General features: G+C 54.2%; 18 protein-coding genes and 2 pseudogenes. 17 read left to right on the top strand and 3 right to left on the bottom strand.

Going from position 1 to position 23,602, the window contains the following annotated elements:
* Positions 1-15: 15 nt before the first annotated feature.
* The 7 genes and pseudogenes from rfbC (at position 16) to LPB400_RS02300 (ending at position 8,726) form a co-directional block, all read left to right on the top strand.
* The gene (gene rfbC, locus LPB400_RS02330) at positions 16-555 is read left to right on the top strand and encodes a dTDP-4-dehydrorhamnose 3,5-epimerase (protein ID WP_039861926.1); all 540 of its coding nucleotides are present in this window, start codon (positions 16-18) and stop codon (positions 553-555) included.
* Positions 556-578: 23 nt separating this feature from the next.
* Positions 579-2,543: pseudogene (locus tag LPB400_RS02325) on the top strand (capsular polysaccharide biosynthesis protein); the annotation flags it as partial.
* Positions 2,544-2,657: 114 nt separating this feature from the next.
* Positions 2,658-3,341, top strand: a pseudogene (locus LPB400_RS02320) (capsule biosynthesis protein); the annotation flags it as partial.
* A gap of 368 nt (positions 3,342-3,709) precedes the next feature.
* Positions 3,710-5,116: a tetratricopeptide repeat protein gene (locus tag LPB400_RS02315; RefSeq protein ID WP_219089262.1), complete on the top strand. Its 1,407-nt coding sequence runs from the start codon at positions 3,710-3,712 to the stop codon at positions 5,114-5,116.
* 217 nt (positions 5,117-5,333) lie between these two features.
* Positions 5,334-6,548: a sodium/glutamate symporter gene (gltS, locus tag LPB400_RS02310; protein ID WP_219089260.1), complete on the top strand. Its 1,215-nt coding sequence runs from the start codon at positions 5,334-5,336 to the stop codon at positions 6,546-6,548.
* Between the two features lie 105 nt (positions 6,549-6,653).
* Positions 6,654-7,676, top strand: coding sequence for a lysozyme inhibitor LprI family protein (locus LPB400_RS02305; RefSeq protein ID WP_070461092.1), 1,023 nt, complete (start codon positions 6,654-6,656; stop codon positions 7,674-7,676).
* A 54-nt stretch (positions 7,677-7,730) separates the two neighbouring features.
* Complete coding sequence (locus LPB400_RS02300; protein ID WP_070461090.1) at positions 7,731-8,726, top strand: S49 family peptidase; 996 nt, start codon at positions 7,731-7,733, stop codon at positions 8,724-8,726.
* 191 nt (positions 8,727-8,917) lie between these two features.
* On the opposite strand, the gene pdxA is transcribed toward LPB400_RS02300, so the two are convergent.
* The gene (gene pdxA, locus LPB400_RS02295; RefSeq protein WP_219089258.1) at positions 8,918-9,919 is read right to left on the bottom strand and encodes a 4-hydroxythreonine-4-phosphate dehydrogenase PdxA; all 1,002 of its coding nucleotides are present in this window, start codon (positions 9,917-9,919) and stop codon (positions 8,918-8,920) included.
* A gap of 156 nt (positions 9,920-10,075) precedes the next feature.
* A complete protein-coding gene (locus tag LPB400_RS02290) occupies positions 10,076-10,606 on the bottom strand; it encodes a cytochrome b (protein ID WP_219089256.1) in 531 nt (176 codons plus the stop codon).
* A gap of 233 nt (positions 10,607-10,839) precedes the next feature.
* Here LPB400_RS02290 and LPB400_RS02285 point away from each other — a divergent pair, with 233 nt between their 5' ends.
* The 10 genes from LPB400_RS02285 (at position 10,840) to waaA (ending at position 21,176) form a co-directional block, all read left to right on the top strand.
* Positions 10,840-12,369 (top strand): ABC transporter permease, encoded by a 1,530-nt coding sequence (locus tag LPB400_RS02285; RefSeq protein WP_219089253.1) that lies wholly within the window; start codon positions 10,840-10,842, stop codon positions 12,367-12,369.
* A gap of 115 nt (positions 12,370-12,484) precedes the next feature.
* Positions 12,485-13,048, top strand: coding sequence for a hypoxanthine-guanine phosphoribosyltransferase (locus tag LPB400_RS02280; protein WP_070646501.1), 564 nt, complete (start codon positions 12,485-12,487; stop codon positions 13,046-13,048).
* 58 nt (positions 13,049-13,106) lie between these two features.
* Entirely contained in the window at positions 13,107-13,535 is a 429-nt protein-coding gene (locus LPB400_RS02275) for a PTS sugar transporter subunit IIA (protein WP_219089251.1), read from the top strand.
* Positions 13,536-13,579: 44 nt separating this feature from the next.
* On the top strand, positions 13,580-13,849 hold the full coding sequence (locus tag LPB400_RS02270; RefSeq protein ID WP_003683718.1) for an HPr family phosphocarrier protein: 270 nt from the start codon (positions 13,580-13,582) through the stop codon (positions 13,847-13,849).
* Positions 13,849-15,612: a phosphoenolpyruvate--protein phosphotransferase gene (gene ptsP, locus LPB400_RS02265; protein ID WP_219089249.1), complete on the top strand. Its 1,764-nt coding sequence runs from the start codon at positions 13,849-13,851 to the stop codon at positions 15,610-15,612. Before LPB400_RS02270 ends, ptsP begins: the two co-directional genes overlap by 1 nt.
* 505 nt (positions 15,613-16,117) lie before the next feature.
* Positions 16,118-17,233 carry an ABC transporter substrate-binding protein gene (locus LPB400_RS02260; RefSeq protein ID WP_219089247.1) on the top strand — a complete coding sequence of 372 codons (1,116 nt, stop codon included), beginning with the start codon at positions 16,118-16,120 and terminating at the stop codon, positions 17,231-17,233.
* A 116-nt stretch (positions 17,234-17,349) separates the two neighbouring features.
* Positions 17,350-18,396: a FecCD family ABC transporter permease gene (locus LPB400_RS02255; protein WP_219089245.1), complete on the top strand. Its 1,047-nt coding sequence runs from the start codon at positions 17,350-17,352 to the stop codon at positions 18,394-18,396.
* 10 nt (positions 18,397-18,406) lie between these two features.
* Complete coding sequence (locus LPB400_RS02250; protein ID WP_219089243.1) at positions 18,407-19,174, top strand: ABC transporter ATP-binding protein; 768 nt, start codon at positions 18,407-18,409, stop codon at positions 19,172-19,174.
* A 169-nt stretch (positions 19,175-19,343) separates the two neighbouring features.
* Positions 19,344-19,775 (top strand): plastocyanin/azurin family copper-binding protein, encoded by a 432-nt coding sequence (locus tag LPB400_RS02245; RefSeq protein WP_070814768.1) that lies wholly within the window; start codon positions 19,344-19,346, stop codon positions 19,773-19,775.
* Positions 19,776-19,913: 138 nt separating this feature from the next.
* A complete protein-coding gene (gene waaA / locus LPB400_RS02240) occupies positions 19,914-21,176 on the top strand; it encodes a lipid IV(A) 3-deoxy-D-manno-octulosonic acid transferase (protein ID WP_219089241.1) in 1,263 nt (420 codons plus the stop codon).
* 348 nt (positions 21,177-21,524) lie between these two features.
* Here waaA and LPB400_RS02235 read toward each other — a convergent pair whose 3' ends face one another.
* Complete coding sequence (locus LPB400_RS02235) at positions 21,525-23,534, bottom strand: OPT family oligopeptide transporter (protein ID WP_107768634.1); 2,010 nt, start codon at positions 23,532-23,534, stop codon at positions 21,525-21,527.
* Positions 23,535-23,602: the final 68 nt, after the last annotated feature.

Below are 23,602 nucleotides of genomic sequence, written 5' to 3'. Positions count from 1 at the left end.
ATGAAAGATAAAACGATGAACATCATTGATACCGCCATTCCCGACGTAAAACTGCTTGAGCCGCAAGTCTTCGGCGACGCGCGCGGCTTTTTTATGGAAACCTTCCGCGACGAGTGGTTCAAGACCCAAGTCTGCGACCGCACCTTTGTGCAGGAAAACCACTCCAAATCCAGCAAAGGCGTATTGCGCGGTCTGCACTATCAAACTGAAAACACACAAGGCAAACTCGTGCGCGTGGTTGTCGGCGAAGTATTCGACGTGGCTGTCGATATGCGTAAAGACTCCCCCACTTTCGGCAAATGGGTAGGCGAGATTCTGTCCGCAGAAAACAAACGCCAACTGTGGGTACCCGAAGGTTTCGCTCACGGCTTCTATGTACTGAGCGATGAAGCCGAGTTCGTCTATAAATGCACAGACTATTACAACCCAAAAGCCGAACACTCGCTGATTTGGAATGATCCGACCGTCGGCATCGACTGGCCGCTGCAAGGCGAGCCAAACCTGTCGCCTAAAGACTTGGCAGGCAAAGTATTGACCGAAGCAGTCACGTTTTAAGACTATTCAGGCCGTCTGAAAGAATGTTCCTCTTTTCAGACGGCCTACAATCCATTAATAACAATAATCGACGAAAACGCATTGTGAAAAACGCCTACATTCCCTCTCGTGGCATTCGCAAAATCCCCCATCTCTCCACCCTATTGCCTGAATTTCATATCTGCAAAGATGGAAAAGGAGCAGAGGCTGTTGTTGGCTGGGGTTTGCGCCCGACGACACACAAAGCGCGTGCTTTTGCCGCCGAACACCAGCTTCCCTTTATTGCTTTGGAAGACGGCTTTTTGCGATCGCTCGGACTAGGTGTCACCGGTTATCCGCCCTACTCCATCGTCTATGACGACATCGGCATCTACTACGACACCACGCGTCCTTCGCGTTTGGAACAACTGATTCTCGCCGCCGATACCATGCCGTCTAAAACCTTGGCTCAGGCGCGACAGGCGATGGATTCCATCCTGCAACACCACCTGTCCAAATACAACCACGCGCCCGAACTTTCAGACGATCATCCTTTGCGTTCCCCATCCAAACCCGAAACCGTCCTCATCATTGATCAAACCTTCGGCGATATGGCCATCCAATATGGCGGCGCAGATGCCTCTACGTTTGAACTGATGTTTCAGACGGCCTTGAATGAAAACCCGCAAGCCGATATCTGGGTCAAAACCCATCCCGATGTTTTGTGCGGCAAAAAACAAGGCTATCTGACCCAGCTGGCGCAGCAACACCGCGTCCATCTTTTGGCAGAGGACATCAATCCGATTTCTTTGTTGCAAAACGTCGATAAAGTTTATTGCGTTACCTCACAAATGGGTTTTGAGGCGCTTTTGTGCGGCAAACCGCTGACCACCTTCGGCCTGCCGTGGTATGCCGGATGGGGCGTGAGTGACGACCGCCATCCTGAAATCAACCGCCTTGTTCAAACCCAACGCCGCGCCCCCCGCAACTTGCTACAACTCTTCGCCGCGGCCTATCTGCAATACAGCCGCTACCTCAACCCCAATACCGGTGAAGCAGGCAGCCTCTTTGATGTCATCGACTATCTGACGACGGTCAAACGCAAAAACGACAAATTGCGTGGCGAGTTGTATTGCGTCGGCATGTCTTTGTGGAAACGCGCGGTTGCCAAACCGTTCTTTAACGTACCCTCATGCCGTCTGAAATTTATCTCCTCCACCCAAAAACTGGCCGGGGTCAAACTATCCAACGATGCACGCATCCTTGCTTGGGGCAACGGCAAAGAGGCCATCGTCCGTTTTGCCGAACAACACAACATCCCCCTGCTGCGCATGGAAGACGGCTTTATCCGCTCGGTCGGGCTTGGTTCTAATTTAGTCCCACCACTGTCGCTCGTTACCGACGATATGGGCATTTATTTCAACGCCGAAACCCCGTCCCGTCTTGAACACATCCTGCAAAACCAAAACTTCGACAATCAAGACTTTCAGACGGCCTTGAAGCTGCAAAAAATGCTGACCGAAAACCACATCAGTAAATACAACGTCGGCAGCTCAGACTTCACCGTCCCGTCAACCGACAAAACCGTGATCCTCGTTCCCGGCCAGGTTGAAGATGATGCGTCTATCCGCTACGGTTCACCCCAAATCTATCGCAATCTGGATCTGCTCCGTACCGTACGCGAACGCAATCCCGATGCCTATATCATCTACAAACCGCATCCCGATGTAGTCAGCGGTAACCGCATCGGCCATATTTCCCCTGAAGATACGGCACGATATGCCGACCAAACCGCCGAGCAAGCCGATATCCTGACCTGTCTCCAATACGCAGACGAAGTTCACACCATGACTTCGCTGACTGGTTTTGAAGCCTTGTTGCGCGGCAAAAAAGTCAGCTGCTATGGCCTGCCTTTCTATGCAGGCTGGGGGCTTACCCAAGATCTGCTGCCCATTCCACGCCGCAGCCGCAGGCTTGAGCTTTGGCAGCTGATTGCCGGCACGCTCATCCACTATCCCGACTACATCCACTACCCCGACTACATCCACTACCCCGACTACATCCACTACCCCGACTACATCCACTACCCCGACTACATCCACTACCCCGACTACATCCACTACCCCGACTACATCCACCACCTCGACTACATCCACCACCGCGCATCCAATGCCGGCCATTACCTCAAACTGTGGTCGCTCTCCATCCTCAAGCGTTTGAACTACTATATTGAAGACATCCAAATCGCCAAACGCGTGGAGGCGGGCAAATACGGCAAGTTTTTTATTGTTCCTCTGCAGGTATTCAACGACAGCCAAGTCCGTATCCATTGCGACTTTCCCAGCGTCCGCAGCTTCCTGCTCCATGTTTTGAGCTCATTCGCCGCGCACGCGCCTGCCGATACCAACATCATCATCAAGCATCATCCGATGGACCGCGGCTTTATCGACTACTGGCGCGACATTAAACGCTTTATCAAAGAACACCCCGAACTCAAAGGCCGCGTGACTTACGTCCATGATGTCCCCCTGCCCGCTTTCCTGCGCCATGGCCTCGGCATGGTCACCATCAACAGCACCAGCGGCCTGTCCGGCCTGATTCACAATATGCCTGTCAAAGTGCTCGGCCGTGCCTATTATGATATTCCCGGCATTACTGACCAAAATACCTTGGCAGAATTTTGGAATCATCCGACACCGCCTGATAAAGAGCTGTTCCATGCCTACCGAATGTACCACCTCAACGTGACCCAAATTAACGGTAACTTCTACAGTAAGGTCTTTTTTCCTCACAAAAACACATCCGACTCTTCCACACCGACAACCTGACTTAGTGAAGGAAAAGTTCAGGCCGTCTGAAAAACATTTCAGACGGCCTGAAGCAAACAATATCTTAGCTACTACCATGTAAATAAAACATAAAAACTGCATTTATCATTAACAATAAATTACAAAGACAGTATAATAACTGAGATGTCATAAAAGCATACCAACTCAAGCTGAGGCCTTAATAACACACAAAATATGGATGTACTCCCAGGCAAAACAATATAACAAGCCAAACATCCTAAAGATAAGCCAGCAAGGCAATACACTTTACAAAACTGTGGCGAGCAATATTTTTACAAAACCCTCAACCGGTATCGCCGCCCATATGCCGCAGCATCCGTCTTCCACTTTATATCCGCCCGCAAACCATGACCGCCGCTCCTGATATCCTCTACCGGCAAGCCGCCGCCCTTTTGGAACAATCCAATACCGCCCAAGCCCTGCCCCTGCTGCAACAGGCCGCAGAGCAGGGTTATACGGAAGCTGCTTTTGTATTGGGCAATCATCTGCTGCAAAATGGTCATCCGGAGCAGGCACTTCCATGGCTGGAAGCCGCCGCGGCCCAACGCCATCCTAAGGCACTCTTTACCCTGCTGCAACAACGCGAACACAACGGTACCCCAACAGGACAGCTTCTCAACGACTACGCCTGGCTGGGTGAGCAAGGTCATCTTGAAGCCCAATTAATCCTCATGCGTTACCACGCGCAGCGCAACAATCCACAATCCCTTTACTGGGCGGAGCTTGCTACCGCCCGATATGCCGCGCCTGCATATTACCATCTGGCACGCCATCACCAACGCCAAGGCGACATTGCGACAGCCATCGAACAATACGAAAAAGCGGCCGCGCTCGGCGTGACTGCCGCCTGCTGGCAACTCGGTCAAATCTACTTCTACGGCACAGGTGTCAGTCCAAACCACGGACAAGCCGAACATTATCTCGAACAAGCCGCGCAAGCCGGCCACATCGCCGCACAAACCCTGCTGGCCGACCTTCTTGCCACCCAACACAAACCTGAAGCCTTAGAATGGTATCGTCGTGCCGCCGATAAGGAACACGCGAAAGCACAGGCCAAGCTGGCCCAATACGCCCTGACCGGCGAACTTTCCGAACGCGACCCGTTCCAAGCGGCGCACTATGCCAAAGCCGCTGCCGAGAAAGACTATCCTGAAGCCCTAAAAATCATGGGCGACCTCTACCGCTACGGCCTCGGCATCAAAGCCGACAACCATATCGCGCATGATTACTACCACCGGGCCGCCGCGCTGGGTTCTGCCGCCGCCGCACAAAAACTCATCAGCGACGCCGCGCTGTACCATCCGCAACAATACGAACAAATCAAAACAGCCGCCCTGCAACAGCAACAAACCGAAACCACATACCGTTTGGCGGAAGCACAAGCCCACGCCATCGGCCGTCCCGCAGACTACAATGCCGCGCGCAAGAATTACATGGAAGCGGCCGAATTCCACCACAAAAACGCGGCGGCAGCCTTAGGCCGCATCTACCATTACGGCCTCGGCACAGCGCAAGACCCTCGGGCGGCTGCACACTGGTACGCCATCGCTGCCGAACAAAACCACCCTTCCGCCCAATACCACCTCGCCTGTTTTTACTATCACGGACAAGGTGTCGGCTGTCATGTTCCGACCGCCTGCTACTGGCTGCAGGCCGCCATCGGCAACGGCCACACTTCGGCCGAATCTTTAACATCCCTATTAGAACAATGGCGCCGCGAAGCGCATCATGCCATCGGACAAAAGGCCGTCTGAAAAGATTTACACTCGCATTTTTTGACAATCTTTAACTATTCCCCTAATATTTGCCAGTTATTTTTCACGGACACGTCATCGTTTTCATTTCTTTCTGAAAACACCTTGTCCGCGCATCAATACCATGACACTCGGCGGATAACGCCAAGCGTTGAAACACACTACATCCGGAACAAAAACGGATGCTCGGAAAAACATTTCTAGGAGGTGAAACAACATGGAATGGGAATTCAACAGTTATTACACACTGATTGCCGCCACGCTCGTGTTGCTGGTTGGTAAATTTCTGGTTCAAAAAATCAAATTCTTAAGAGACTTCAATATTCCCGAGCCGGTCGCCGGCGGTTTGATTGCCGCTATCGTCCTGTTCGCCCTGCACGAAGCCTACGGCGTCAGCTTCAAATTTGAAAAACCGCTGCAAGATGCGTTCATGCTCATCTTCTTTACATCCATCGGTTTGAGTGCCGACTTCTCCCGTTTGAAAGCGGGCGGTTTGCCTTTGGTTATCTTTACCGCCGTGGTGGGTGCATTCATCATCGTCCAAAACTTCGTCGGTGTCGGCTTGGCGAGCGCATTGGGCTTGGATCCGCTGATTGGCCTGATTACCGGTTCGATTACCCTGACCGGTGGTCACGGTACCGCCGGCGCATGGGGTCCTGACTTTGAAAGCAAATTCGGCCTGACCGGCGCAACCGGCTTAGGTATGGCTTCTGCAACATTCGGCCTGGTATTCGGCGGTTTGATCGGTGGTCCTGTTGCACGCCGTCTGATCAACAAAATGGGCCGTAAACCTGTCGTCAAAACTGCCAAATCCGACGACAACGATGCTGCCGACGACATCTTCGAACAAGCACAGCGCACCCGCCTGATTACTGCCGAGTCTGCTGTTGAAACCCTGGCTATGTTTGCCGGCTGTTTGGCATTTGCCGAAATCGTGGATGGCTACGACAAAGCCTTCTTCGACTTGCCTAAATTCGTATGGTGTCTGTTTGCAGGCGTGGTCATCCGCAACGTCCTGACTGCCGCCTTCAAAGTCAATATGTTTGACCGCGCCATCGACGTATTCGGTAACGCTTCCCTGTCGCTCTTCCTTGCCATGGCTCTTCTGAATCTGAAACTGTGGGAGTTGACCGGTCTGGCAGGCCCTGTGACCATCATCTTGGCCGTACAAACCGTCGTGATGATTCTGTACGCCACTTTCGTTACCTACGTCTTCATGGGTCGCGATTACGACTCTGCCGTATTGGCGGCAGGCCACTGCGGCTTCGGTTTGGGTGCCACCCCGACCGCCGTTGCCAACATGCAGTCCCTGACCCAAACTTTCGGCCCGTCGCACAAAGCCTTCTTGATTGTACCTATGGTGGGTGCGTTCTTCGTTGACTTGCTCAACGCCGCCATCCTCTCCGGCTTTGTCAGCATCATCAAAGGCTGATACGTCTGACATAGAAAAGCACTTGCCGCATTTACTTGCTGCAAGTGCTTTTGTTATGATAGGCACGTCAGGCCGTCTGAAAGGCCGTCATCTTCAGGAGTACCCATGTACAAAAAAACCGCTTCCGTATTGATTTTAAGCACGATTCTTCTTGCCGCATGCAGCAAAGAAGAGCCGAAAGCCGCGCTTGATTGCGCCCAACCGGCCACACTGCAAAACATCCGTACCACCATCGAAGACACCCTCAAACAACAAGCGCGCTCCTTTGCCCGCAATGACAACCGCCAATTCGTCGATGCCGACAAAATCATCGCCGCCGGCCTCGAATTAGAAACCCTGCTTGAAGACCCCAAAGAAACCGAAGACAACGGCAAAGCCATCTGCCGCGCCAACCTCAAAATCCGCATCCCCGACAACATCCTCAAAACGGCCATAGACAACAGCCCGCTGATTTACGGCAACACCCCGTTGTCCGACATGCTCGAACAAAAACTGATGGGCAGCAACCTGACTTTTGAAAATAACACGTTCAGCACCACCCTGCTCTACACCCCCGACAAAGACGGCAAACCGGTTCTCGAAGACAACACTCTGAGCACCACAGCCCAGACCCTTTCCGCCACCCTGTTGCCCTACGGCGTGAAAAGCATCGTCATGATAGACGGCAAACCAGTATCCAAAGAGCAGGCCATCAAGCTGCTGCAAAACCAAAATACGGAAGAGCCGCCGACTGTTGATCCACAAGACATCCTTGAAAACAACGCCGCCAGCCAAGCCGTCGGCTTGACCGATGATGACAACGATTCAGACTACGAAGTCCTGCGTCCTGACCGTGAAACTCCGCGCAACGAACCGCCCGGCCTCAGCCAAAGCGAACTCGACAACGCGCGCGCGCAAAACCGTCAGGCAGACGGCGAGATCAACGACCTCTGGGGCGGCATGGACAGCGATGTCAAACAACAAATCCTCGGCGAACAACGCGCCTGGATTCAAAGCAAAAAACTCAACTGCCAACAAGCCGCCGCCTCCGCAGACAGCGCCGCACAAGCAGAATACCTGCGCCTGCAGTGTGAAACCCGCATGACCCGCGAACGTACACAATACCTGCGCGGCTATTCCATCAACTAAAACCGATAAGGCCGTCTGAACATTCAGACGGCCCACAAGAAAGCACATCACATCATGCAATACCGAATCCACCGTGAAGGCGATGCCCAAAACACACCATCTTCAGCCTCCACACCCGTCGATAACTGGGAGCGCAACATCCTGCGCGAAGTCCTCCTCGCCGCCTACCAAGAACAGCGCCGCGCCCGCATTTGGCGCAATATCTGGCGCGGCATCGCCGTCCTCATCTTCCTCAGCCTGATCTTCGGCCTCGCGGAAGAAGAAGGAAAAACCACGAGCATCCACGCCCGCGGCGAACACACCGCCGTTATCGACCTGACCGGCGAAATCGGCAACGACATCGACGACCAAGTCCAAATCCTGCGCGACAGCATGGAAGCCGCCTACAACAACGGCAATGCCAAAGCCATCATCATCCGCGCCAACAGCCCCGGCGGTTCGCCTGTCGTGTCCAACACGGCCTTTAACGAAGTCCGCCGCCTCAAAGCCGAACACAAAGACATTCCTGTCTACCTCGTTGCCGAAGACATGTGCGCTTCCGGCTGCTACTACATTGCCGCCGCAGCCGACAAAATCTACGCCGACCCTTCCAGTATTGTCGGCAGCATCGGCGTGATCGGCGGCGGTTTCGACTTTACCGGCCTGATGGACAAAGCCGGTGTCAAACGCCGTCTGAAAACCGCCGGCAGCAACAAAGGTATGGGCGACCCTTTCACGCCTGAAACCCCGGCACAAACCCAAATTTGGGAAAGCATGTTGGGCGATATCCACCAAGAATTTATCAAAGCCGTCAAACTCGGCCGCGGTGCAAGGTTGAAAGACAAACAGTATCCCGATGTTTTCAGTGGACGCATCTACACCGGCAAAGAAGCCAAACAGGTCGGCCTGATTGACGACTTCGGCAGCATTTACAGCGTTGCCCGCGATGTTGTCAAAGCCCCCGAGCTGGTCAACTACACGCCGCAAGACGATTTCAGCAAAATGCTCAGCCGTCGCTTCGGTGCGGAAGTGAAGGCCAAAGTCAAAGAAACTTTGTCTGAAATTTGGTAAACCAAAAAACTAAAAGGCCGTCTGAAACCCAAAATATGGGGTTTCAGACGGCCTTTTTTATATGATTTTTAAAATAAAACGCTGATTATTGTCCAAACATCCATCGGCTTCATCAAATCGGCAGGCAGATGCTCCCTGATGATGCTGTTACAGGAACACATTACGCCTGCGAACGATTAAACCTTCACGCTTCAGACGGCCTGCTGCATATTGTGCGCCATATCAAGCGCGGCGCGGACGGCGGTAATCAGGCTGCCGGAATCGGCTTTGCCCGTGCCTGCCAAGTTCAAGGCCGTGCCATGATCGACGGAGGTGCGGATAAAGGGCAAGCCGAGGGTGATATTCACACCTTCGCCGAAACCGGCGTATTTGAGCACCGGCAGTCCTTGGTCGTGATACATGGCGAGGACGGCGTCGGCATCTTTGAGCAGGAAGGGTTGGAACACAGTATCGGCCGGATAAGGGCCGCGTGCGTCTATGCCTTCGGCCTGCAGGGCATGAAGCGCCGGAATAATGGTGTCGATTTCTTCGTGTCCCAAATGGCCGCCTTCGCCCGCGTGGGGATTGAGGCCGGTAACGAGGATAACCGGTTTGGCTATGCCGAACTTATGGCGCAGGTCGTGTTCAAGAATGCGGACAACCGACTCGATTAAAGGCTTCGTGATGGCGGCGGAAATATCTTTAAGCGGCAGATGAGTAGTCACTAATGCAACTCGCAATCCGCCGCCGGTCAACATCATGACGACTTGTTCGGTATGGCTTTTTTCGGCGAGGTATTCGGTATGACCGCTGAAAAAGCCGTTGCCTGCGTGGGCATCGTTGATGATGCCTTTATGCAGCGGCGCGGTAACCATACCGGCAAACAGGCCGTCTGAAATGCCTTGATACGCCGTATCCAGCAGTCGGAGCACATACGCGGCATTAGCAGGATTGAGTTCGCCCGCCCGACACTCGGCATCTAAGGGAATATGCAGAACTTCGAGTTCGCCCTTGAGCAACGGTTCAGCCGCTTGGACTTGAAAATCGTGCAGGATGACGGACTTGCCGAGCTGTTCAGCCCTTTGCGCCAACAGGTTTTTGTCGCACAAAACAACGGGGCGGCAAGGAAGGTCGGCGAAAGCCAAATCAAGGCAGATGTCGGGGCCGATGCCGGCCGGTTCGCCGGAGGTGATGGCGAGGATGGGAGCAGTCATGGTGTTTTTCGGTACGGGTTACAGTATTTAGACAACAGTCAGGCAAAACGCCTGCCCTACTTTTGCAGATTAACACAAATACAAAAAGGCCGTCTGAAAACAGTTTTTGCTTGGTCAACTGTTTTCAGACGGCCTTGGCTGTTTATCGTTTTACACTTAAGAATGGCGGCCGATCATGCGGTACAAAACGTCATGGCCTTGAATGCGGTGAACAACAACCATGGCGATGTGGCCGGCGACAAGCGCGAAGAGCAGCCAGCCGAGTTTGCCGTGCGCCATATTGCCGAGATTGGACATCCATTCGATTTTCTCTGGCGAACCCTGCATCACTTCGACACCGAATACTTTCAACGGGCCGCGACCGCCGCCGTATTGGCGGATCATGCCGATAACGGGAACGGCGAGCATGAGGACGTAAAGGGCAAGGTGGCCTGCTTTGGCGGCAAAGCTGTCGGCGGCAGGACGTTTGGACGCATTAAGCAAAGCCCAAACAATGCGCACGGCAATCACCAGCAGCGTGATGAAACCGATGGATTTATGCACGCCGAAGAGCGATTTGACCCATTCTTCGCCATCGTAGATGGTCCAAACGGTAATGGTGGAGAGGATGCCGATGAAACCGAGTACGGTCAGCCAATGCAACGCGCGCGCGACGGCATCGTAGGTTTGTGGACGTGTAGCGGTCATAATGTTTCCTTGTTTTTGATTTGTTTGGTTTTTTGAATCGGCGGCATTGTAACAAAAATGCCTAACCAATTATGTTGCCTTTTTGAAGAAATTTCGTAAATGTTTGGAAAATTTGAAGAAACGGCAGTTTTATCCATCAGACTGCCCAGGCCGTCTGAAAACAAGGGCAGGAATACCACCTTCTATACCGAACTCAGGCTAAAATAGGCGTTTTTATTCTTGGGTACGCATCGATGCAGGTTTGGATTCGGCGGTTTGCGCTGTTGCTTCTGCCTTTGGGTTTCTTGGCGGTCATGGTGGCCGCGCCTTTGCTGTCGCTGGCGTTTTACGACGGCGAAGGTGCTTGGGCGGAAGTGGTGGCTGATGACTATATGCGCCTGCGCTTGGGCTGGACGGTGGCGCAGGCGGTTTTGACCTGCGTCTTGGTCACGGCTTTGGGCGTGCCTGCGGCGTGGGTGCTGGCACGGATGGACTTTGCCGGACGGCGCACGGTTTTGCGCCTGCTGATGCTGCCTTTTGTGATGCCGACTTTGGTGGCAGGCATGGGCGTGCTGGCCTTGTTTGGCGCACACGGCATGCTGGCGGCAGGCTGGCAGGACACGCCGTGGCTGCTGATTTACGGCAATGTGTTTTTCAACCTGCCGGTTTTGGTGCGCTCGGCGTATCAGGGATTTGTGCGTGTGCCGCAGGCGCGGTTGCTGTCGGCGCAATCTTTGGGCGCGGACGCGTGGCGGCGGTTTATCTGGGTCGAATGGCCGGTGGTTCGTGCGTGGGTTGCCGGCGGTGCGTGCCTGGTGTTTTTATATTGTTTTTCAGGCTTCGGACTGGCCTTGCTGCTCGGCGGCGAACGTTTTGCGACGGTGGAAGTGGAAATCTACCGGCTGGTGGCGTACGAGTTGGACATGGCGCGTGCGTCGGTGTTGGTGTGGCTGGTGCTGGCGGTTACGGCGGCGGCAGGCGGTTTGTATGCGTATTGGAGCAGGCGCGTAGCTGTGGATAAGTCGGTCTCGCCTTTGCCTCCGCGTGCGCCGATATGGGCTTGGGAAAAATGGTTGACGGCAACGGTATTGGCCATGTTGGCAGTGTGCTGCCTGCTGCCTTTGGCTGCTGTATGGCTCAAGGCGGTATCGGCAGGCTCTTCGTGGACAGTCTTGCTGGAAGCGCAAACCTGGGCGGCGGTGTGGAACACTGTCCGTTTCTCTGCGGCAGCGGTGGCGGCAGCGACGGTTTTGGGCGTGCTGTATGCGGCCGCGGCACGGCAAATGGCGTGGTTGCGCGCACTGATGTTTTTGCCGTTTATGGTGTCGCCCGTGTGCATCGCGTTTGGCGTTTTGTTGCTCTATCCGCAGTGGACGGCTTCGCTGTGGCTGCTGACCGCGACTTACGCGCTGTTGGCGTATCCGTTTGTGGCCAAAGATGTACTGGCCGCGTGGGATGGTTTACCCAAAGATTACGCGGCAGCGGCGCGTACCATGGGCGCAAACGGTTTTCAGACGGCCTGTTATGTAACCGCGCCTTTATTGAAACCAGCTTTACGGCGCGGCCTGACTTTGGCTTCGGCAACGTGTATCGGCGAATTTGCGGCCACATTGTTCCTGTCGCGCCCCGAATGGCAGACGCTGACCACTTTGATTTACGATTATCTCGGACGCGCCGGTGCGGACAATTACGGACGGGCGATGGTGTTGACGGCGGTATTGACCGCTTTGGCTCTGACGGCATTTTTGCTGGTGGATGAAGCGGAAGGGCAAAAGGCCGTCTGAACGTGGTTGGCTCAAGCTCTCTTCACTTTCACTACACTATTGCCGCGACTTGTATCGAAAATTGATTAAATCCGCTATATAATTTGTTTTTAAACGCACTCAACACGACCCTATCATGACCGACTTAGAAACCAAACGCCTTGAAACCCAAGCCATGCTGGACAATGCCGACTTGCTGTTTGGCCAAGAACAATGCCGTGCGGCCTTGCAAAAAGTTGCCGATGACATCACCCGCGACTTGGGCGACAAATACCCCCTGCTCTTGCCTGTAATGGGTGGCGCGGTGGTGTTTACAGGGCAGCTGCTGCCGCTGTTGCGCTTCCCTTTGGACTTTGACTACGTCCACGTTTCCCGCTACGGCGACAAACTCGCAGGCGGCGCGTTCAACTGGAAACGCATGCCCGACCCCGAGCAAATCAAAGGCCGTCATGTAGTCGTTTTGGACGACATTCTGGACGAAGGCCACACCATGGCCGCCATTCAGGAAAAACTATTGGAAATGGGTGCGGCAAGCTGCCGTGCGGCCGTGTTTGCCAACAAACTGATCGACAAAGAAAAACCGACCAAAGCCGATTATGTCGGTTTGGACGTGCCCAACCGCTACGTCTTCGGTTACGGCATGGATGCCGCCGGCTGCTGGCGCAACCTCGGCGAAATCTACGCCTTAAACAATAAATAAAACCAAGGCCGTCTGAAAAATCTTCAGACGGCCTCAACCCCCATGCTAGGAACACATCATGATAGGTTTGTTAATCATTACACATGAAACCATAGGTGAAGCCTATCGCGGTTTGGCCGACCATTTCTTTCCCAACGGCTTCCCCGAAAATCTCCACATCCTCGGCGTACAGCCCGACGAAGATCAAAACGATATCATCAACAACGCCATCGCCGCGTTGCAGAAATTTCCCGACAACCGCGGCGTGCTGATCATGACCGACATCTTCGGCGCAACACCGTGCAACGCCGCACGCCGGCTGGTGCGCGAAAACAAATCCGCCATCCTGACCGGCCTCAACGCCCCGATGATGATTAAAGCCATCCAATACTCATCACAAGCCGAAAACCTCTCCGACTTCACCGAAACCGTCAAAGAAGCCGCCATCCGTGGCATTTTCGCCATTACATCCGCACCTGAAGACCTGGTGTGCAAAGAAAACGGCTAAGGCCGTCTGAAAACATTCACTTTACAAACATTTAGGGGACATCCATGCTCAAACAAGAAATCGAAATCATCAACAAACTCGGCCTGCACGCGCGTGCCTCCAGCAAATTCACCCAAACCGCCTCCCAGTTCCAAAGCGAAGTCTGGGTCACCAAAAACGGCAACCGCGTCAACGGCAAAAGCATCATGGGCCTGATGATGCTGGCCGCCGCCAAAGGCACCGTGATTGAGCTGGAAACAGAAGGCGCAGACGAAGCCGCCGCCATGCAGGCGTTGACCGACCTCATCAACGACTACTTCGGCGAGGGCGAATAATGAGCATCGTCCTACACGGTGTAGCCGCAGGCAAAGGCATTGCCATCGGCCACGCCCACCTCATCACGCGCGGCACAACGGAAGTCCCCCAATACGACATCGATCCCGACAAACTCGATGCCGAAGTTGCCCGTTTCGACAACGCCATCAAAGCCACGCGCAAAGAATTGGAACAGTTGCGCGGCGCGATTCCCGAAAACGCCCCGACCGAATTGGGCGCGTTTATCTCCCTGCACCTGATGCTGCTGACCGACGTCACCCTCTCGCGCGAACCCATCGACATTTTGCGCGAGCAGAAAATCAACGCCGAATGGGCATTGAAACAGCAAAGCGACAAGCTTGCCGCCCAGTTCGACAGCATCGACGACGACTACCTGCGCGAACGCAAACAGGACATGCTCCAAGTCGTCCGCCGCATCCACAACAACCTTGTCGGCCAAAGCAACGAAATCAACCTCGCCGGCAACCTGTTTGACGACACCGTCCTCATCGCGCACGACCTCTCGCCTGCCGATACCGTATTGTTCAAAGAGCAGCACATTACCGCCTTCGTGACCGATGCCGGCGGCCCGACCAGCCACACCGCCATCTTGGGCCGCAGCCTCGACATCCCGTCCGTCATCGGCCTGCATAACGCCCGCAAACTCATCACCGAAAACGAAATCGTCATCGTCGACGGCATCAACGGCACCCTCATCATCGATCCCGACGAAGTCGTCCTCAACGAATACCGCCGCCTCGCCCGCGAATATCGCAGCCACAAGCGCGAACTCAACAAAATCAAAAAAACCGCTGCCACCACGGCCGACGGCATCAACATCGAACTTTTGGCCAACATCGAATCCGCCGAAGACATCAAAACCCTGCACAACTTCGGCGCAGACGGCGTCGGCCTGTTCCGCAGCGAATTTCTTTATCTCAACCGCGACACCATGCCGTCTGAAGACGAGCAATACGAAGTGTACAGCGCGATTGTGAAAAAGATGAAAGGCAAAAGCATCACCATCCGCACCGTCGATTTGGGTGTCGATAAAAATCCGCGCTGGTTCGGCCAAAACAGCTCGCCCAACGGCAGCCTCAACCCCGCACTCGGCCTGACCGGCATCCGCCTGTGTCTCGCCGAGCCGGTCATGTTCCGCACCCAAATGCGCGCCATCCTCCGTGCCGCCGTCCACGGCCCCGTGCGCATGATGTGGCCGATGATTACGTCCATTTCCGAAGTGCGCCAATGCCTTATCCACCTGGACACGGCCCAACGCCAACTCGCCGAACGCGACGAAGCCTTCGGCCCGGTCAGCATCGGCTGCATGATTGAAATCCCGTCCGCCGCCATGACCGTCGGCAGCATCCTCAAGCTCGTCGATTTCATCTCCATCGGCACCAACGACCTGATTCAATACCTCCTGTCGGTCGACCGTGGCGACGACAGCGTCAGCCACCTCTACCAACCCGGCCACCCTGCCGTCCTCAAAACGCTGCAACACATCATCCGCACGGCAAACCGCATGGAAAAAGGCGTGTCCATCTGCGGCGAAATGGCCGGCGATACCGTCTTCACCCGACTGTTGCTCGGCATGGGCTTGCGTCGCTTCTCCATGAACCCCAACAACCTGCTTTCGGTCAAAAACATCATCCTGCACAGCCACACCGGCCATCTCGAAAACGATGCCGCCAAAATCCTGCGCTGCGAAGATCCGGAAAAAACCGAGAAGCTGATTAAAATCCTCAACCAAAGCGAACAGGCGGAATCACAGGCCGTCTGAACCTCCGGCAAGGGCGTGTATCGAAACACGCCCTTTTTATTCGTCCCCATTTTGGGTTTACACCCGATTCTCCCTCAAGCCCCCTTCTTCCCTATTTCGCCATTTCAAAAACCAACCTTTTTCACTTTTCCCCAATACTGCTTACAGGCCGTCTGAAAAATAGATGGCGCAAATAAAATAAAACTTTTATGCCCACACCAAAGGCCGTCTGAACCCCGATTACAAGGTTTCAGACGGCCTGCTGTATTCAACCGGATACCTTTTATTTTTTGCAATAAATGACCCTTTGCCTATTTCTTCCAACTACTGCCCACTATGGCTTTAGGCACCCATATCATTCCTTTTCACTAGGTCTTCAGCATACCCAAACATTATCCCTTTATTTTAATGATGCAACTTTTTACTCTAAAATATGTCTATTCTCATGTTTCACTTGAAAAAAGATTCAATACCTTGTAAATTTATAAAAGATAATAGTTATCATCATATTTTAAAGGAATAGTTCATGAGATTTACGCAACTTTCTGCTTTAATTGCCGCTGCAGCTTTATCAGTCGGCTCCGTATCCGCTTTTGCCAAACCGGTTCAGCTGACCGATACCATCGGCCGTAAGGTAACCGTCGACCTGCCTGCCAAACGCGTGGTTTTGGGCTTCTATTACCAAGACTACATGGCCATCGGCGGTAAAACCGCGCTGGACAACGTTGTCGGTTTCTCCAAAGCAGTTTGGGCCGACTGGGCGCCGCCAAGCTGGGCGGCATTCAGCAAAGCCGTACCTAAACTGAATCAACTGACCGACGTGGGCGAAGTGGAAGTCGGCACTTTCTCGATTGAGAAAGTATTGGCGCTGAAACCCGATTTATTGGTTTTGGCCGAATGGCAATACAAGGCTTTGGGTTCCGATCTCGACCGCATCAACAAAGCCGGCATCCCCATCGTTGTGTTGGACTACAACGCGCAAACGGTCGCTAAACACGTTCAATCAACCAAGCTCATCGGCACGCTGACCGGTCAGCAGCAAAAAGCTGACAAACTGGCGGCAGACTACAAACGCGTCGCCGACACCATCCAAGCGCGCGTACAAAAAGCCAACCTGCCTAAGCCTAAAGTGTATGTCGAGTTCGGCAACAAAGGCCCTGCCGAACACAGCGTTACCTTCGGCAAGAGCATGTGGGGTTCGATGGCGACGCTGGTCGGCGGCAACAATATCGCCACTTCTTCGGTCGAGTTCTACGGCCCAATCAATCCTGAAAAAGTCCTCGCCGCCAAACCCGACGTGATCGTGATTACCGGCCGCGAAACCGAATTGAAGAAAAACCCTGCCGCCATGGTGATGGGCTGGGGCATTCCGAAAGCGGAAGCGGAAAAACGCTTGGCAGGCTTTGCCAAACGCGCCGGCTGGGCAAACCTGCCTGCGATTAAAAACAACCGCCTCTACGCCGCCTACCACGCCAACTCGCGCACGCTGTCCGACAGCGCATCGATTCAGTTTATGGCCAAAGCGATTTATCCGCAGTTGTTTAAGGATTTCAACCCGGAGAAGACCTATCTGGACTTCTACCGCCAAAACCTGCCCGTCGTACCAAACGGCACGTTCTACCTCTATCCGAAAGGACAATAAGGTAGTTTAGATTTTCAGACGGCCTTTTAAATCGTAAGGCCGTCTGAAATTTTTGCGGAAGAAAAAGGCAAACCTGTTCTCCCCTTTCACAACACTCTTTTTTAAAGGTTTGAAACATGAATGATTCGGTTGTCGCCGAGATTGTGAAAAACCAGCGCAAGTTGGAAGGCAAGCGTTGGTTGATTGTGTTGATGTTTTTAGTCATCGCCGCGGTCAGTTTCCTATTCGACATCGCCACCGGTCCTGCGATGACGGACACGTTGCCTGTCGGCGAAGTGGTCAATGTTTTGCTGGGCAAACCCGAAGTCGATGAAATGAACCGCCTGATTGTGATGGATTTGCGCCTGCCGATTGCGGTAATGGCCTTGGTGGTCGGCGCGGCTTTGGGTGTCGGCGGCGCGGAAATTCAAACGCTCTTGAACAACCCGATGGCCAGCCCTTATACGCTGGGCTTGGCGGCGGCGGCAGGTTTGGGCGCGTCGATGGTGATTGCGTTCGGCGGTTTCGGGCTACCTGAAACGGTCGCCGTTCCTATCGGTGCGTTTGTGATGACCATGCTGGCTTCGGGCATCTTGTTTTTGTTTGCCTCGGCGCGCCGTTTCAATTCGGCGATGCTGGTGTTGGTGGGGATTGCGCTCTTGTTTCTGTTTCAGTCGATTTTGTCGCTGATTCAGTTTATCGCCGCGCCTGAGATTTCGCAGCAGATTCTGTTTTGGCTGTTCGGCAGCTTGAACAAGGCAACTTGGGAAACGGTCATCGTTACGGCGGCGGTTACGGCAGTATGCGTGTTTCTGCTTTCGCGCGATGTGTGGAAGCTGACCGCGCTGCGCTTGGGCGAAGAACGCGCTGTCGGGCTGGGCATCAATCTGCAACTTTTGCGCCTGAAAACGCTGGTGTTGGTAGCGGTGATGACGGCGACGGCAATCAGTTTTGTCGGCGTCATCGGCTTTATCGGCTTGGTTGCCCCGCATGTGGCGCGGATTCTTTTGGGCGAAGACCAACGTTTCTTCCTGCCCGGCGCGATGCTGGCAGGGGCGGCGTTTTTATCGGTGGCGAGCGTGTTGTCCAAGGTGATTATCCCGGGTGCGCTGTTTCCGGTGGGCATCGTTACGTCGTTTGTCGGCGTGCCGTTCTTCTTCTGGATTGTATTAACGAAACGATAGGCCGTCTGAAATGTTGAAACTTGAAAATGTCCATATCCGGCGTGGCGATTATGTGGTCGCCGACAGTATCGATTTGACGCTGGAACAAGGCAAAGTCTATTCCGTGCTGGGCCCGAACGGTACGGGCAAATCCTCACTGATGAAAACGATTTTCGGCGAAGTGGCGCACAAAGGCACCATCCGCTACGGCGACGAAGTGTTGAGCAAAATCCACCTGCAAAGCTGGCGCAAACGCATAGGCTATATGCCGCAGGACACCGCCGCCGAAGCCTCGCTGACCGCGCTGGAAGTCGTGTTGCTCGGCCGCATGGACGCGCTGCACATGCACGTCGGCGACGAGCTGCTGCACGAAGCCGCAAGTATCATGGCGGAGCTGGGCATCGGCCATCTGGCACACCGCGACGTCATGCGGCTTTCCGGCGGACAGCGGCAGCTCGTCATGTTTGCCCAAGTCATGCTGCGCCGCCCCGAAATCCTGATGCTGGACGAACCGGTCAGCGCGCTGGATATGCACCACCAATTGAACCTCTTGGAGCGCGTGGTGCAATACACGCACGAACACAATCTGGTTACGTTGATGGTCTTGCACGATTTGAGCCTCGCCGCGCAGTTTTCAGACGGCGTGATTCTGCTCGGCGAAGGCAAAGTACAGGCTCAGGGCGCGCCACAGGACGTGTTACGGGCGGACATGATCGGCAGATTGTACAAAGTGGACATCGAGCTTTTGTACGACAGCAAAGGCCTGCCCGTTATCCGCCCGATGCGGAAGAGTGCGTAACTTAACCGCTCCTGCAAATGTCGGATTTGAGCATCCGGCCTGCAAACTCCCTGCAATTTATCCCCTCTCCCGTGGGAGAGGGTTAGGGAGAGGGCGGTAAACCCAAGGCTTGCCTCTCCGACTCATCAGCCCGCCCCATATTTTTTTATCCTTAGAAAGGAATTTCTCCATGAAAAAATCCCTCTTCCTCCTGATGCTGACCGCTTCCCTAAGCGCATACGCCGCCAACCACGAAATCAAAATGCTCGACAACGGCAAAGACGGCAGCATGGTGTTCGAGCCCGGCTACGTCAACGCCAAAGTCGGCGATACCGTTACCTTCAAAGCCGCCAACAGCGGCCACTGGGTGCAAAGCAAAGCCCTGCCCGACGGCGTTGCCGACTTCCTCTCCGAAGACGGTAAAGACTTCACGCTCAAGCTCGACAAAGAAGGCGTGTATGTCTATACCTGCCCGCCGCACCGCATGATGAACATGAGCGGCGTGATTCAGGTCGGCAAGCCGGTAAACAAAGCCAAAGCGCAAGCCGTTGTCGATGAAATGGAAAACCGCGCCATGCAAAGCAAAGGCCGTCTGAAAAAATACATGGCGCAAGTGAAGTAAACGCGTTTATACCTGTATTAAAGGCCGTCTGAAACCTTTCAGACGGCCTGTTTCCTTTGCGTAAAACACGCATCAAAGCTATATCTTCCGTTTCAGTTTCCGATAAAATAGGCCTATTCCGACACAAGACCCGTAAGCATGATACGCCGCCTTTACGCCACGCTGTGGCACCTCGCCCCCTTCCTGATCCGCCGCCACCTGCGTCGCCGCGCCCTCAAATCCCCAGCCTATCTCGAGCATTGGGACGAGCGTTTCGGGCAGGCGTATCCCAATCCCGTACAACGTCCTATTTGGATACACGCCGTATCCGTCGGCGAAACACGTGCGGCCGAACCTTTGGTGCAGGCATTGCGCCGCCATTTTCCCGATTCGCCGTTTTTGATTACCCAAATGACGCCGACCGGCCGCGCCACCGCGCAATCCCTGTTCCCCGATGCGCAATGTCGTTACCTGCCCTACGACAAATCCGAATGGGTCGCCCGATTTTTAGCCGAACACCGCCCCATCTGCGGCATTTTGATGGAAACCGAAATCTGGCCCAACCTGATGCACGGTTGCCAAGAAGCAGGCATTCCCCTCTTTTTGGCCAACGCGCGCCTCTCCGAAAAATCCCAACGTGGCTACCTCAAAATCCGCAAGCTGGTCGAGCCTGCCATGCAGACCCTCTCCGGCTGCTTTGCCCAAACCGCCGCCGATGCCGAACGCCTGCACCTTATCGGCGCGTCCAACGTCCACGTCTGCGGCAACACCAAATACGACATCGCGCCCCCCGACGACTCGCGCCCGCTTGCCGTCGCCTTTAAAGAACGCATCGGTGCACGAGCCGTCGTCGTCTGCGCCAGCACGCGCGTGTACAAAGGCACAGACGAAGCCGAGCTGCTCCTCAAAGCATGGCAGGGCTACCGCGGCAATGCCTTGCTGGTCATCGTACCGCGCCACCCTGAAAACTTTCAGACGGCCTACGATACCGCTAAATCGCTTGGTTATACCGTGCAAAAACGCAGCGACGGACAACCCGTTTCCCCCGATACACAGGTTTGGATAGGTGACAGCATGGGCGAACTGGCCGCCTACTACCTCAGCGCAGACATTGCCTTCGTCGGCGGCAGCCTCGTCGATGCAGGCTGCCAAAACATCATCGAACCCATCTCCTGCCGCGTCCCCACCCTCTTCGGCTACTCCAACTACAACTTCGCCCAAGCCTGCAAAGGCGCAGTCGAAGCCAAAGCCGCCGTCCGCGTCGAAACCGCCGAAGCCTGGTACAGAACCACGCGCCAATACCTCGACGACGAAACGCTGCGCCAACAGCTGATCAGCCACACCGAGCAATTCATTTCGCAACATCAAGGCGCCAGTGCCAAAATTGCCAAAGCGATTGCAGATTGTTTGAATCAGCGTTAAACAATAAAAAACCGCCCGTTCATGACAAACAGGCGGAAACTGAAAAACAGTTTTTTGTTTTCAGCCGTTTAATTGACTAAGAGCAGGAACAGGGTTAAGATAATCCTAACGACTGTCCGCAGTCTCAGCCATGAACGACCCGTGCGAGTGGTATGTTTCATGATTGAAACCATCCTTTCTAGGGCGGTTTCAGCACAAAGCCCCACTGCAATGGGGCTTTTTTGCTACCTAGCCCCACGATAATTATACCCAAACTTCCTAAAATCATTCCCAACAAATTTCCACTAAAAAGGCCGTCTGAAACCCCAATTTTTTGGGTTTCAGACGGCCTTTTCTCAACCTACAAACTTAACGTCCTGCTTTCAACACGCGGCGTGCAAACACGAACATACCGAAGACAAAAAACGCCAAGCCCAGCCATTTGGCGGCCGTATCCCAGTTTTCCAGGTTCAGGGCCAAAGGCGCATCCGAACCGCCGTTGGTTACGGAGAAGGCGATGATAAACGCCATAATCACACCGATCAGGCTCTCGCCGACAATCAAACCGGCGGAGAACAGCGTACCGATACGTTCCGCATTTTTCAGACGGCCTTCACGGTTTTCTTGACGGCGGGCGATGACGGATTTCAACACCGCCGCCAATACCGCACCAATCACAATCGGCATATTCACAGACGGCGGCAAGTAAATACCCATGCCCACGGCCAATACCGGCAAAGCACGCTTGCCGCCGGAAGATTTGCGCAATGTGAAATCAACCGCGATCAACGCCACGCCGATGGCCACGCCGGTGAAAATATAATCCCATTGCAGATTGTGCGAGAAAATACCTTGGGCGATGGTGGTCATCAAAGTTGCCTGAGGCGCGGCAAGTGCTTGGGCCGCATCCATGCCTTCACGCGGCATCGCGCCGGTAAAGCCGTAGGCTTCATACAAAAGCTCCAACACAGGCGAAATCACCAATGCACCGACAACGCAACCGACAATCAGCGCAACCTGCTGTTTCCAAGGCGTCGCTTTTACCAGATAACCCGTTTTCAAATCCTGCAGGTTGTCATTGGAAATCGAAGCCACACAAATCACAGACGCGCCGCAAAACAGCGTCAATGCCAGCAGGAATTTGCGGTTTGCCTCATCCACCATCAAGCCGCCGGATTCGCCGACCAGCAGCAACACCAGTGAAATAATGACGATAGAGACGATGCCCACACCCGAAATCGGGCTGGAAGACGAACCGACCAAACCGGCCATATAACCGCAAGCCGCCGCCACCAAAAAGCCGATAATCGAAGCCAGCAGCGTACATACGACCACCAACAGCCAAGCCAAACCGCCGGAAATATGCGAGTCGCCGATAAAGTGGAAGAAGGACACGCCCAACACCAGCATCATCGCCAACACCCAGGCAATCATCGCCTTAGGCGACAAATCCTGTTCCGTGCGCTCGGTCATCTGCGCGCCGCCGAAATTACGGAAAGACAGGCGCATACCCTCGACCATCGGTTTCATCAAAGTCAACAGCGTCCAAATCGCCGCAATACCGATCGTACCCGCGCCGATAAAACGGACTTTTTCCTTCCACAAAGACATCGCAAAAGGAATCATCTCCATATCGGCAGGTTGCGGAATATGCGCCGACAGATAAGGCACGGCCACGCCCCAAGCAATCGAGATACCCAGCAAAATCGCGATACCGCCGGTCAGTCCGACCAAATAGCCCGCGCCCAACAAAGCCAGCGAAAAGCCCATCGGCACTTGGAACACCGACGCACCGCCTTTAAACCAAAAGCTCGCACTGTCCGCCACCACGCGCAAACCGCTTGCGCAGAAGCTCATCAAACCGGCCAATGCGCCGCCCGACACCAATTCCTTGATACCGCTGCCGCCTTCCTGCTGGTCCGCATCATGGTCGCCGACCTTCAAAATCTCGGCCGCCGCCACGCCTTCCGGATAAGGCAAATCGCTCTTCACCACCATCGCATAACGCAAAGGCACAGTGAAAATCACGCCCAAAATACCGCCGGACATACACAGCAGCGTAGTCTGCCAAAACGGAAAGCCCGCCCAATAACCGGCCATCAGCAAACCCGGCAGAATAAAAATAATACTGGAGAGCGTCCCCGCGGCCGAAGCCTGAGTCTGCACCATATTATTTTCCAGAATATTGCTGCCTTTAAAAAACTTCAAAACCGCCATCGAAATCACCGCAGCCGGAATCGAAGACGCAAAAGTCAGGCCCACCTTCAAGCCCAAATACACATTGGATGCCGTAAAAATCACCGTAATCAACGCGCCGAGTATCATCCCCCGCAGCGTCAGTTCACGGAAACTCGCATAAGGATCAACCGCCTGTTTCATAAAAAATCTTCCTGTATCAGGTAAACAATCAAATCAAAACTTTTCAGACGGCCTTTTGATACATCCAT

It is taken from the genome of Neisseria perflava, from assembly GCF_019334725.1.
Taxonomy (GTDB): Bacteria; Pseudomonadota; Gammaproteobacteria; order Burkholderiales; family Neisseriaceae; genus Neisseria; species Neisseria subflava_A.
This window is presented reverse-complemented; position numbering and strand designations above follow the sequence as displayed.